General features: G+C 55.4%; 12 protein-coding genes. 4 read left to right on the top strand and 8 right to left on the bottom strand.

The genetic code is table 11. The features are described from left to right. The first annotated feature begins 38 nt into the window (after positions 1 to 38). The 4 genes from TH4_RS17535 (at position 39) to TH4_RS17520 (ending at position 2,416) form a co-directional block, all read left to right on the top strand. Positions 39 to 512: a DUF2946 family protein gene (locus TH4_RS17535; protein WP_064782139.1), complete on the top strand. Its 474-nt coding sequence runs from the start codon at positions 39 to 41 to the stop codon at positions 510 to 512. A gap of 75 nt (positions 513 to 587) precedes the next feature. After that, positions 588 to 1,085 carry a copper chaperone PCu(A)C gene (locus TH4_RS17530; RefSeq protein ID WP_064782138.1) on the top strand — a complete coding sequence of 166 codons (498 nt, stop codon included), beginning with the start codon at positions 588 to 590 and terminating at the stop codon, positions 1,083 to 1,085. Positions 1,086 to 1,186: 101 nt separating this feature from the next. Further along, positions 1,187 to 1,690, top strand: a complete 504-nt coding sequence (locus TH4_RS17525) for a cupin domain-containing protein (RefSeq protein ID WP_064782137.1) — start codon at positions 1,187 to 1,189, stop codon at positions 1,688 to 1,690. Positions 1,691 to 1,768: 78 nt separating this feature from the next. Next, complete coding sequence (locus TH4_RS17520) at positions 1,769 to 2,416, top strand: LysE family translocator (RefSeq protein WP_064782136.1); 648 nt, start codon at positions 1,769 to 1,771, stop codon at positions 2,414 to 2,416. Positions 2,417 to 2,529: 113 nt separating this feature from the next. On the opposite strand, the gene TH4_RS17515 is transcribed toward TH4_RS17520, so the two are convergent. From TH4_RS17515 to TH4_RS20975, 8 genes are all read right to left on the bottom strand, one after another. Further along, complete coding sequence (locus TH4_RS17515; protein ID WP_008891559.1) at positions 2,530 to 3,525, bottom strand: peptide ABC transporter ATP-binding protein; 996 nt, start codon at positions 3,523 to 3,525, stop codon at positions 2,530 to 2,532. Beyond that, positions 3,525 to 4,538: a dipeptide ABC transporter ATP-binding protein gene (gene dppD / locus TH4_RS17510; RefSeq protein ID WP_064782135.1), complete on the bottom strand. Its 1,014-nt coding sequence runs from the start codon at positions 4,536 to 4,538 to the stop codon at positions 3,525 to 3,527. Before dppD ends, TH4_RS17515 begins: the two co-directional genes overlap by 1 nt. A 3-nt stretch (positions 4,539 to 4,541) precedes the next feature. Next, complete coding sequence (locus TH4_RS17505) at positions 4,542 to 5,477, bottom strand: ABC transporter permease subunit (protein WP_064782134.1); 936 nt, start codon at positions 5,475 to 5,477, stop codon at positions 4,542 to 4,544. A 13-nt stretch (positions 5,478 to 5,490) separates the two neighbouring features. Next, the gene (locus TH4_RS17500; RefSeq protein WP_063087349.1) at positions 5,491 to 6,501 is read right to left on the bottom strand and encodes an ABC transporter permease subunit; all 1,011 of its coding nucleotides are present in this window, start codon (positions 6,499 to 6,501) and stop codon (positions 5,491 to 5,493) included. A gap of 116 nt (positions 6,502 to 6,617) precedes the next feature. Next, positions 6,618 to 8,225: an ABC transporter substrate-binding protein gene (locus tag TH4_RS17495; RefSeq protein ID WP_063087351.1), complete on the bottom strand. Its 1,608-nt coding sequence runs from the start codon at positions 8,223 to 8,225 to the stop codon at positions 6,618 to 6,620. Positions 8,226 to 8,631: 406 nt separating this feature from the next. After that, positions 8,632 to 9,651 (bottom strand): threonine aldolase family protein, encoded by a 1,020-nt coding sequence (locus TH4_RS17490; protein ID WP_064782133.1) that lies wholly within the window; start codon positions 9,649 to 9,651, stop codon positions 8,632 to 8,634. A 74-nt stretch (positions 9,652 to 9,725) separates the two neighbouring features. Further along, on the bottom strand, positions 9,726 to 10,748 hold the full coding sequence (locus tag TH4_RS17485; protein ID WP_064782132.1) for a threonine aldolase family protein: 1,023 nt from the start codon (positions 10,746 to 10,748) through the stop codon (positions 9,726 to 9,728). A gap of 103 nt (positions 10,749 to 10,851) precedes the next feature. Further along, positions 10,852 to 13,134 (bottom strand): CHASE2 domain-containing protein, encoded by a 2,283-nt coding sequence (locus TH4_RS20975; protein WP_064782131.1) that lies wholly within the window; start codon positions 13,132 to 13,134, stop codon positions 10,852 to 10,854. Positions 13,135 to 13,149 lie beyond the last annotated feature (15 nt).

The raw sequence follows: 13,149 nt of genomic DNA, 5'->3' as shown, positions 1-13,149 counted from the left end.
TCATTGCAGGTGTGGTTTAAATCGGGCATATCCAACCCATGATCACGTGCAAACGCCATAACCGCCGTTCGTGCGGAATTTCCCTGCGCCGTGTCGTTCAGACATGGCTGGTGGCGTTTGTTGTCCTGTTTGCCGGCGTGACCCAGTCCGGCCTTGTCCCGGCATTGCTCAGCGGGCAGGCAACCGGTATCGCGACCGCATCCGCGGCGGAAATTGCGCCGGGTGGTGATTACGTTCTGATTTGCACCCCGGCTGGCATCAAGCTTGTATCTGCTGATACGCTTGAAGGTGTCGTGGCATCAAATGCGTCCGGTCAGGCTGACGAAATGCCAGCCCATGCGTTTTGCCCGCTTTGTGCAAACCATCACGGGGCGATGGCGGCGATTGATTTGCCCTATGTCGCGCCGGTGCCGGTCATTCATGATGTCAGCTATGCCAAGGCGATTGCCTTTGTCGCGGTCAATGACATCCCGCGCGGTCGCCATTCCCGGGCACCTCCGGTTTCCATCTGATTTCAAAGACTGATCAAAACACGATTACTGAAATCGCAGACCTGCGGATGCAGGCTGCTTATTGGATGGAATATCATGAAAAAGCTTTTTGCAGTTGTTGCGACCGTCGCGTCGCTGTTTATCGTTACCAACGCCTTTGCCGCCGATATCGAAGTCAAGGATGCCTGGGCGAAGGCATCCAAGGGCATGGTGCGCAATGGTGCGGCCTTCTTTGATGTTGTGAATACCGGTGCCGCAGACCGCATTGTCAGCGTACGCAGTGACCTTGCAGAACGCACCGAACTTCACACCCACATCATGGAGAACAATGTCATGAAGATGCGTGAAGTTCAGGGTGGTGTTGAAGTGCCGATGCATGGCTCTGTGCAGTTCAAACCGGGCAGCTATCACGTCATGTTCATTGGCCTGAACAAGCCGCTTGAAGAAGGCGAGAAAATCGACATCACGCTGGAATTCGAGAAGGCCGGTGATGTGCCTGTGACCATTGATGTTCTCAACACCATGGCGATGGGGCCGAACGGTGGTGCCGGCATGGGGCATGGTCATGGCAAGATGAAAATGAACAGTAACTAGGGTTGCGCGGCAGCCGAATATTCAAAGGGGGAAGGTTTGCGCCGACCCCCTTTTTTCGTCATGATGGGGCAACCAAAACGCTCGGTTACAGGGAGCCCATCATGTCTGACGACATCACTATTGACGATCTGATCGCCAAGCTTGGCCTGCAACCCCATCCCGAGGGTGGCTATTACGCCGAGACCTTCAGGGCGTTTGAAACCTGCAATCCCGGTAATCGGTATCTGGGGGTGCGCAGCACGGGAACGGCGATCTATTACCTTCTGACGCCCGACACTTTTTCAGGCATGCATATCCTGACCAGTGACGAGATTTTCCACCACTATATCGGGGATGCCGTCGAACAGCTTCAGCTGTTTGAAGACGGCACGCACAAGCGGGTCGAGATCGGCAAGGATTTGCTGGCCGGGCAGAAACCGCAAATGGTGGTGCCGAAAAATGTCTGGCAGGGGGCGCGGCTTAAGCCCGGTGGCAAGTTTGCGCTTTTGGGCTGCACCGTTGCGCCGGGCTTTGATTTTGCAGATTTCTCCATGGGCAAACGCGCGGCACTGACGGCGAAATGGCCCGCCGCGTCGGAGCTGATTGCGGCATTGACGCGCGACTGAATTTCAGGCGAAAGTACGTCGTCACCAACTTGGGGTTGTTTGGCGTGGCCGCCAACCCCGGAATACAGGAATAGCCCCATGCAGCTCGACACCTGGCTTCTTTTTGCCGGGGCGGCGATCGCGTTGGCGATGGCCCCCGGTCCCAATAATCTTCTCGCGATGTTTAATGGCGCGCGGTACGGCGTATCGTCTGCTGCCGTGGGCGGGATTGGCCGTATTGTTGCCTTTGCCCTGATGATTGTGGTGACTGCAGCCGGGCTTGGTGTGGTGCTGGCCGCCAGTGAAACGGCCTTCCTTGTGATCAAATGGGGTGGCGCGGTTTATCTGGTCTGGCTTGGTCTTAAAAGCTGGTTTGCCAAGGTCAATGACAGTGATGAAACGACCGGTCCGGCCGAGCTTATGGTCAATCCGGGGCCATTTAATCTGGCCAAGACCGAGTTCCTGACCGCGATTGGCAATCCCAAGGCGATCCTGATCTTTACGGCCTTCTTCCCGCAATTCCTTGATCCGGCGGTGGCATACGGGCCGCAATTCACCGTCATGGGGGTGACATTCATTGCCATGGAGACCAGCGTTTTGCTGGCCTATGGATTGCTGGGCGGGCAGGTTAAGGGCCTGATCAAGTCAGCCCGACATATGCGGATGCTTAACCGTGTTTCGGGCACGCTTCTGGTCGGGGCGGGTGTTTTGCTTGCACTCACCGACCGGTCACGTACGACGGCCTAATTCAGGCAACATATCCTCAGAAATGCGCAGGGGCGCAGCTTTGTTAAAAGCGCGCCCCCTTGCTCCCTTGTCTACCTGGATAGCTGTTAGGCTTTCCGGGCGATCGCCTGTTGTCAGGCGATTTCTTCGACCCGATGACACGCCACTTCGCGGCCCTCGAAATTGCGCAGTTCCGGGCGAACTTTCGCGCATTCCTCGGTCGCAAACGGGCAACGTTTATGGAACGCACAGCCCGATGGCGGGTTGATCGGTGATGGCAGCTCGCCGGTCAGCGGTTCTGCCTTCACACGTTGTGTCGGGTCGATCTTTGGTGCCGACGCCAAAAGCGCCCGTGTATAGGGGTGCAGCGGCTTGGCAAAGATCTCGTCAGTCGGTCCCTTTTCAGCGACGCGACCGAGATACATCACCATGACGTCATCTGCAATATGTCTGACGACAGAAAGATCATGCGAGATGAAAACATAGGCGACATTCATCTCTTCCTGCAGGTCCATCATCAGGTTCAGGACCTGTGCTTGCACCGATACATCAAGGGCCGATACCGGCTCGTCCGCGACGATGACTTTCGGCTCAAGGATCAGGGCACGGGCAATCGCGATACGCTGACGCTGACCACCGGAAAACATATGCGGATAACGCTGATAAAATTCCGGGCGCAGTCCAACCTTTGCCATGGTGGCATGGACGCGTTCTTCACGTTCCTTGCGGCCAAGATTGTCCATGTTCAAAAGAACCGGCTCGGCCAAAATCTGGCCAACCTTTTTGCGCGGGTTCAGCGACCCATACGGGTTCTGGAAGATCATCTGAACAGTGCGGCGGAACTGCTTGGCTTCCTTGTCAGACAGGTTGCCAACGGCATTGCCATTCAGTTTCAGCGCGCCCGAGGTCGGCTTTTCGATCAGGGTTAGCTGACGGCCAAGGGTCGATTTGCCACAGCCCGACTCACCGACAACCGCAAGGGTCTTTTGCGATTCAAGAGTAAAGGAAACCCCATCAAGCGCCTTGACCATGGCACTGGGTTTGCCAAAGCCACGATTGACCTCGTAGTGACGGACAAGATCATCGGATTCCAGAAGCGGAACACCGGGTTTGGTATCCAGAAAACTCATTACACAGTCTCCCCGGTGGTCGTATCAGCGGTCAGGCCGGTCGGCTGGCCCTGATCATTTAGCGGATAGAAGCAGCGCACATCGCGGCCATTGAAGTCGGTGACCTCCGGGCGCGATTTCACGCAGTGTTCATTGGCATAACGGCAACGCGGTGCCAGAAGGCATCCCTGCGGGCGGTCATACTGACCGGGAACCACGCCGGGGATGGTGCGAAGACGGTCATGGCCTTCGGACCGTTCCGGCAGCGCTTCGAGCAGCGCCTGCGTATAGGGATGGCGGGGTGCGGCAAAGATGCTGTCAGCCGGGCCACTTTCAAACAGCTGACCGGCATACATCACCTGAATGCGGTTGGCGGCCTCCGACACCAGTGCCAGATCGTGGGTGATCAGGATCAGGCCCATGTCGCTGTCTTCTTGCAGTTTCAGCAACAGATCGATGATCTGGGCCTGAATGGTCACATCAAGGGCCGTGGTCGGCTCGTCGGCAATCAGAAGGCGCGGGTTGCACGCAATCGCCATGGCAATAACAATACGCTGGCTCATGCCGCCCGACAGCTGATGCGGATAGGCGGTCATGCGCGACTTCGGATCGGGAATGCCGACCTGGTTTAAAAGATCAAGCGTGCGTTCACGGCGTTGCTTCTTGTTGCCGCCTTCATGGACCTTAAGGGCCTCCATGATCTGGGCTTCGACCGTGAAGCACGGATTAAGCGCCGACATCGGATCCTGAAAGATCATGGCAATGTCTTTGCCGGTGATCTCGCGGCGGCGTTTTGCCGGCATGGTGATCAGGTCCTGACCATCGAAGGTCAGGGCATCCGCCGAAACGCGGCCGGGAAAATCAATCAGACCCATCACGGCAAGCGATGAAACCGATTTACCCGAACCGGATTCACCGACGATGCCAAGGACTTCGCCACGATCAACAGAATAGCTTACGGAATCAACAGCACGAAACGGCTTGTCTTCGGAGCCGAACTCGACTGTCAGGTTTTTTACTTCGAGAAGAGCCATGACTTACCGTTTCATCTTGGGATCAAGGGCATCGCGCAGGCCATCACCCATCAGGTTGAAGGCAAGCACGGTGACAAGGATGCAAAGGCCGGGGAAGGTGATCACCCACCATGCCGAGCCCACAAATTCACGGGCCTCGGACAGCATGGTGCCCCATTCCGGCAGCGGCGGCTGCGCGCCAAGGCCAAGGAAGCCAAGGGCAGCAGCGTCAAGGATCGCACTTGAAATACCAAGCGTGCCCTGCACGATCAGCGGTGCCATGCAGTTCGGCAGAATATTGACGAACATCTGGCGGACATGACCGGCACCGGCAATCTGCGATGCGATGACATATTCCTTGTTAAGTTCGGATACGACCGATGCACGGGTCAGGCGCACATAGTGCGGCAACTGGACGATGGCGATGGCCAGCATCGCGTTTTCAAGCCCCGGGCCGAGGATGGCAACAATCGCAAGTGCCATGATCAGGCTGGGCAGGGCCAGCATGATGTCCATCAGGCGCATGACGCCGACTTCGATCCAGCCGCGGAAGTAACCGGCAACCATACCAAGCACGATACCGGCAATCATCGACAGGATCACGACGACGACACCGATCGAAACTGACAACTGAGCGCCGTGGATCAGGCGCGACAGGATGTCACGGCCAACCGCATCAGTGCCAAGGATGTAACGGGGATCGGCACCTTCCATCCAGATCGGCGGTTTCAGAAACGCGGTACGGTCCTGTGCGACCGGGTCGAACGGTGCGATCCATTGTGCGGTCACGGCCAGAAACAGAATGATCGCAATGACGATCAGACCGGCAAAGGCACCACGGTTCTTTTTGAAATAGTCCCAAGTTTCGCGCATCGGGCTCGGCGGTGCGCCGACGGGCTCAACGGCTGCTTCGGCAACGTTTGAGGCCTGTGCTGCGGACGGGGTGGTGTTCTCGCTCATCTCACAGCTCTCCTTAGCGCTTGTAACGGATACGGGGGTTAATAATCCCGTACAGAACGTCAACGATCAGGTTCACGGCCATCACAAGGAAGGCAATCATCAGAATGCCACCCTGAATGGTCGGATAGTCGCGACGGTTCATGGCTTCGATGATCCATTTGCCGATACCCGGCCAAGAGAAAATCGTCTCCGTCAGGATTGCACCAGCCAGCAGCACGCCGACCTGAAGGCCGATCACCGTGATCACCGGGATCAAGGCATTACGCAGCGCATGAACCATGATTACCCGCATCGGTGCCAGACCTTTGGCGCGTGCAACGCGGATATATTCTTCGCCCAGGACTTCCAGCATCGAGGAGCGCGTCATGCGCGCAATCACCGCCATCGGAATAGTGCCGAGCGCAACGGTAGGCAGGATCATATGGCTGAGTGCACTGGTGAAAGCACCTTTCTCACCGCTCAGGAGGCTGTCGATCAGCATGAAACCGGTCACCGGCTCAAAGAAATACATGACCGATATTCGACCCGAGACCGGCGTCCAGCCCAAGGTGGTCGAGAAGAACATGATCAGAAGCAGCGCCCACCAGAAAATCGGCATCGAATAGCCTGTAAGGGATACAGACATTGTCAGGTGGTCGAGCCACTTCCCGCGATTAATGGCGGCAAGCACTCCCAGCGGAATGCCAAGGATCACAGCAAACAGGATACCCATGACTGCAAGTTCGACCGTCGCCGGGAACAGGGTCAGGAATTCGTCCAGAACAGGTTTCTTGGTGACAAAGGATTTGCCAAGATCCCCTTGGAATACGCCCATCAGATAATCGAAATACTGAACGATCAGTGGCTGGTCGAAACCATACTGAGCCTGAAGCTCTGCATATCGCTCAGCATCGACACCACGTTCACCAGCCATCATCAGGATGGGATCACTGGGAATGAGGCGGATCAGGAAGAATACCAAAAGGGTGACACCGAAGAAGGTCGGGATGATGTCCCCCAAACGGCGAAACAGGAATCCTAGCATGCCATCGGGCCTTTATTGTGTCCGCACACATAAGGATGCAGGCGGACGTCTCTCTCTTTTGCGAAATTGCAAAGAGGCCCGGAAAACCGGGCCTCTCTGATCAGGTTTTGATACGCTTATTCAGCGAGATCTACACCATAGAAGATGTGACCACCGAACGGATCGATTTTGTAGTCAACAACTTCGCTGCGGATCGGTTCGAACACGATCGAGTGTGCGATGGTTGCCCACGGTGCTTCGCGTTTGAAGACCAGCTGAGCTTCTTCGTACAGACGGGTGCGCTCGAGAACGTCCGAGGTGGTTTTTGCCTGCTGAATCAGGTTATCGAACTCTTCGTTGCACCACTGTGCACGGTTCGCACTGCCAACTGCGTCACAGCCAAGAAGAACTGCGAGGAAGTTGTCGGGGTCACCGTTATCACCGGTCCAACCGAGCATGAAGGTACCCTGTTCACCTTTTTTGGTGCGATCAAGGTATTCACCCCATTCGTAGGATACGATCTCGGCGTTCACACCAATAGCAGCCCAGTCAGCCTGAACGAGTTCAGCCATACGGCGTGCGTTCGGGTTGTAAGGACGCTGAACCGGCATCGCCCAGATGTCGGTGGTGAAGCCGTCCGGATAACCAGCTTCTGCCAGCATGGCTTTGGCTGCTTCCGGATCATACGGGTCATCAACGGTGTCGTTGTTGTAAGACCAGATGGTCGGCGGCAGCGGGTTTTTCGCAGCCGAACCGGCACCCTGATAAACACCTTCGATGATGGCGTCTTTGTTGATCGCCATGTTCAGTGCTTTACGAACTTTCGGGTCGGTGAACGGTTCTTTCTGGGTGTTGTAGCCCAGATAACCAACGTTCAGACCTTCCTGGCTCATCAGGTTGATGTCGGCATCTGCTTCCATCTCTTCCAGATCAGCCGGGTTCGGGAACGGCATGACATGGCATTCGCCAGCTTTCAGCTTCTGGTAGCGAACGGTGCTGTCCGGGGTGATTGCGAAGATCAGGTTATCGATTGCTGCTTTGCCTTCCCAGTATTCCGGGAATGCTTTGTAACGGATAACCGCATCTTTCTGATAGGCAACGAGCTGGAACGGACCGGTACCGACCGGGTTCAGGTCAACATTTTCCGGGGTGCCTGCTTCCATCATCTTGTCAGCATATTCAGCCGACAGAACAGATGCGAAGTCCATGGCCATGTTGGCGATGAACGGTGCTTCCGGACGGTTCAGCACGAATTTGACGGTTTGATCGTCAACCTTGACGATGTCCTTGACCAAGTCGCCCATCGACATCGAGTTGAAGTACTCGTAACCGCCGCCCGAAACACCATGATACGGGTGCTCGGTGTCAAACTGACGCATGAAGGTGAAGATCACGTCATCAGCATTGAAATCACGGGTCGGGGTGAAGTCTTCGGTGGTGTGGAATTTCACGCCTTCACGCAGGTTGAAGGTATATTCCAGACCATCAGCCGAAACGTCCCAGCTGGTCGCAAGACCCGGAACGATGGTGGTGGTACCGCGCTTGAACTGTACGAGGCGGTTGAAGACCTGACGCGAAGACGCATCGAAGGTCGTACCTGCAGTGTAAAGCTGCGGGTTGAAGCCTTCCGGGCTACCTTCCGAGCAATATACCAGGGTTTTTGCCGAAGCGGCAGTCGGAGCAGCAAGTGCGGTGGCTGCAAGCAGGCCTGCACCAAGTGCCACTTTGACGAAATTCGCTTTCATTAAATGCCTCCCTCAAGGCTGGTCCGAGCAAATCAATGCTGTCCGCGTGACATTTGATCCGGTCACGTTTGACAGCATATTTTGCAACGGACGAGGTTTACCCGATCCAACAGGTATGAATGTTGGCAATCGACGAGGGAAAGTAATCAGGGTTTCTGCGTATCGTCAACGGTTCCTGCGGGATTTTACGTAGTGCGACCGCAGGTCCGAATGATGAATTTAAGTCAAGTATTTGTTATTTTTATGAAATTCACTGTCCGGTTTCATCATTGCAGCAGTGCATTTTTTTCAAGGCTCGGCCGGTGAAATCGCTAAATCACGTGTTTAAAATGTGCTTTTAAACGATTCATATCTTATTGAATCATAATGATTCGTTTGATTTCACCCGTCCTTTTTGCCTCAATTTCTACCCTAGAGTGGTATTGAGTTTCGTGATTTGCACGATATCCGCGTTCCACGCCGCAACAAATCGATAAACATCGGCACCAAGCGATGGCCAGCCGTGGAACATAAGACCGGCATCACGCAATTTTGCAGCAAGATCCGGGGACATTTTGATAAACAGCTCATTGCCCTCTGCCGCATGCGTAAGTGACGCGCCCTGTTTGATCAGGACGTCGGCAAGGGCCTGCGCTGCTGCGTTGGCGTGGGCGGCATTTTTCAGCCAGACATCATCCCTGATATAGGCCAGAAGCTGGGTCGCCAGATAGCGGTGCTTGGAATGCAGGTGGCCACTGCGTTTGCGCGCCTGCTCGATCCGGGGTTTCAAGCTGGTGTCAAAAAGAACAATGGCATCAACCGCCATCGCACCATTTTTGGTCGCGCCAAAGCTGAGGGCATCGACGCCGGCCTTCCAGGTGACGTCGGCCGGATGGCATTTGAGATGTGCCATCGCGTTGGCAAAACGCGCCCCGTCCATAAACAGGCGCAGATCATGCTTGCGGCAGACCTCGCCAATCGCCTTGACCTCTTCAACCGTGTACACCGCACCAAGTTCTGTAGCCTGTGTGATCGCCACACATTCAGGCGACACCGAATGCACACCGCGATCAACCAGACCGCTGACAAAGCCATCAAGGCCATCTGCTTCAAGCTTTGCTGCCGGGCCATCCATCGGCAAAAGCTTCGCGCCGCCCGTGAAGAAGGCAACGCCGGTGCTTTCATCCTCGTTGATATGCGCTTCGTGGTGGCAAACCACCCCGCCATAGGGCGAAACAAGCGCAGACAAGCTGATACAGTTTGCCGCAGTGCCGGTTGCAACCGGGATGACGGCAACTTCCTTGTCAAACAGTTCGGAAAAGGCTGCATCGAGTTGCTGGCTGAGATCGTCACCGCCATAGGCCGGCGCATTGACAGACGCGTCCTTTGTCAGGGCTTCCAGAATTTCCGGGCAAAAGGGCGATACGTTGTCCGAGGCAAAATTCATCTTAAATCTCGTCGTTTTTTGGTGGCATTGGGGCGGTGATATCACATGCAGCCGGGCGGCATGGCAAGGCTGCGCTATTGACCAACGGTTTCCGGCAAGGCTTCGATCAACTCAATCGGACTGTTCCAGGCACAGACAAACCGATAGGCATCCGGACCAAGTGACGGCCAGGGGCGGAATACAATACCTGCATCGCGGAGCTTCTCGGCCAAGGCATTGGTCATGTGAATAAACAGCTCGTTGCCCTGGGGAACAAAGGCTGGCTTTGCGCCCATGGTTGAAAGGGATTTGGCAAGTGCCTGTGCGGCTGTGTTGGCATGACGGGCATTGCGCAGCCATAGGTCATCTTCAAGATAAGCCAGAAGCTGTGCGGCAAGATAGCGGTGCTTGGAAAACAGATGGCCGCCGCGCTTGCGGTTCTGTTCCGTTTTGCGCCGGAGTTCCGGATCAAACAAAATAATCGCATCAACAGCCAAGGCGCCGTTCTTGGTGGCGCCAAAGCTCAGGACGTCAACACCGGCTTTCCATGTGATTTCAGATGGGTGGCAATCAAGGGCGGCAACCGCATTGGCAAAACGTGCCCCATCCATGAAAAGCCGCATATTGTGTTTTTGGCAAACCGATCCAATCGCCTGAATTTCATCAACGCTGTAAACGGTTCCGAACTCGGTACTTTGCGTGATCGCAACACATTCCGGATCAACTGAATGCATGCCGTTTGAAACATGGTTGGTCAAATAGGCATCCAGTGCGTCGGCTTCGATCTTTGCCGACGGCCCGTCAATCCCCAGCAACTTTGCCCCGCCGCCGTAAAAGGCAACACCTGTGGATTCCGTGACATTGATATGGGCGTGGTGATGACAGACCACGCCGCCAAATGGCGACACCAGCCCAGAAAGCCCAATGACGTTGGCCGCCGTTCCGGTTGCAACCGGCACGACGGATACATCACGCCCGAACAATTCTGAAAAAGCAGCATCAAGCTTTTGGCTTTTGTCATCCGCGCCATAGGGCAGGGCGCTGGCATCACTTTCGGCGGCGATAGCCGCAAGGATTTCCGGACAGATCGGGGTGACATTGTCAGATGAAAAGTTCATTGGGGCCTCAAAGGGATGACGTAAAAAGGCGCGCAGTTTGGCAAGGCAATGCTGTTTGGTGGTTGGCCAAGATTGTTTGGATTTTGCGTGCTTGGCAAGTAAGCTATTTGCTGGTGGCGATGAATACGCCATCCCAATCGGCTGGTGGGGGCGTTTCTTTGAACAAAGCGATGCGGCTGGCGTAAAGATCATAAAGGTCGCCAAGCTTCGCAAAATCGCTTGATGCCTGCTGGCATTCTGCGATCAAATTTTCGGCCTCATCCCAGTTTCGGGCGCGATAGGCCGAAAGCATGGCCGCGTGCAAATCGGCGAAGTTTTTGAACTGCGCTGATGCCGCCATGTCCTTATCGCCCAGCAGGGCAAAAATATGCAGTGCCTCGCTTTTGCCCTTAACGGTGATCAAATCGAGTTCGATCAGTGCGAAATCATCACCAACCCGTGTGGCAACATCCTCGCCCAGAACGACATCGACGCCATAGTTCTTTGATTGTCCCTCAAGCCGGGAAGCGAGGTTGACCGCATCGCCCAGCACCGAATAATCAAAGCGCTGATCCGATCCCATATTGCCGACAAGACAATCACCGCAATTGATCCCGATGCCGACATTGAGCGGCAGGAAGGGCTCATTGGCTTGTTCTGCTTCCTGTTTGCGTTCGTCATTGAGCTTTCTAAGCGCATGTCGCATCGCAAGCGCGCTGTCACAGGCATTGTGGGCATGGTTTTCAACATCAAGTGGCGCATTCCAGAACGCCATGATGCAGTCGCCCATGTATTTATCAATCGTGCCCTCACGGTTCAGGATGCATTCGCTCAGTGGTGTCAGAAGTCGGTTGATCAGGCGTGTCAGGCCTTGCGGATTGGATTTGAAACCTTCGGATATGGCGGTAAATCCGCGGACATCACAGAACATCAGGGTCATGTCACGGGTTTCCCCGCCCAGTTTCAGACGTTCGGGATGTTCGGCCAGTTGCGCCACCAATGCCGGTGACAGATAGTTGGCAAAGGCTGCGCGCACCTGACGGCGTTCGCCCTCGGTCCGCATGAAACCAAGCGAACTGGTTGCAAGATAGACGGCTGCCAAACCGACAATCGGATAGAGCGGATCGATGAGTACGAGTTTATCTGAGTAGGCCCACCAGGAAATGCCGATCGCGCTGGTCGCAACCGCCAGACCAATCACCGCCGGCCAGACCGCACCAAGCCGTGGAACTGCCAGAATGAAGAACATGCCGATGATCAGAAGGACCAGCATTTCGACCTCCGCCGCCCAATAGGGACGGGTCATGAAATGTTCAAGCAGCATCTGTTCAAGCATCTCGGCATGGACTTCGACCCCCGGGATCACGCGATCAAGCGGGGTGGAGCGCAAGTCAAGCAACCCGGCTGCACTCGTTCCCAGTAGCACCATTTTATTTTGCAGAATGTCGGTTCCGACCGTTCCGTTGAGGATATCTGTCGCCGAAAGATACCGGTCTTTCTGATGGCCGGTAAAATGCACCCACATATACCCGGCGCGATCCGTCGGGATGGTCAGGGCACCAACGCGAACGGACGCAATGCCTTCCGAGTTGGTCCAGCGCGTACTGCCGCTCGCCCCTGACATCCGCACCAGCATGGTCTTGGGGGCATTCTGTAAAACGCGCAACATCTCAAGGCTGAGTGTCGGGTAAACTGGCTTGCCAATGCCTGGCTGATCATGGTCGATGGCAGCCATCAACGGCACACGGCGTACAATCCCGTCCTGACCCGGCGAGACGTTGACCAGCGCATTGCCGGTCGCAGCCGCTTCAATAATATCAAGGTTTCTGGCTGCACTTGGCAAGACCGGAACGAAATCTGAAAGCGTGCGACCTGCTTCGCCAGCTGCACTGAAATTCCCGACCTGGCGGGGAAGGGCATCAAACTCGCCATTGCGGAGCTGAACCGCGGTGACCACGTTGCCAGTACCCTTGATGAATTGGGCAAATAACTGATCGTGATCGGGCAAGGCCTTTGCCATTTCCGCGATACGATCACGTTCCGTGCTTTGCGGCCAATCGTCGATCACACGTGATGGGGATGTACGATCAGGTTCGGCAAAAACCATATCAAAGCCAACGACAAGCGCCCCATTGGCGCGCAGGCGATAAAGCAATTCCGAAAGCTTGGTACGCGGCCACGGCCATTGGCCCTCGCTGGCCAAACTGCGCTCATCAATATCGACAATCCGAACCCCGACATCTTCATAAGCGCGCGGTGCAATTTGTTGATAAAGATCGAAAACCGTTAAACGCAGCTGATCAATCACCGGCACATTCTGCCAGCGCAAAACGATGCAGGTGAAGAGTATGGCCAGCGGAACGATATATTGCAGCCCGGTCATAAGACCGAATTTTCTCAGACCCATGATTGTGCCTTTGAT

Source organism: Thalassospira tepidiphila MCCC 1A03514, assembly GCF_001662875.1.
In the GTDB taxonomy this organism is placed as follows: Bacteria; Pseudomonadota; Alphaproteobacteria; order Rhodospirillales; family Thalassospiraceae; genus Thalassospira; species Thalassospira tepidiphila.
Note: the sequence above shows the minus strand (reverse complement) of the source record. Positions and strands in the feature narration are given on the sequence as shown.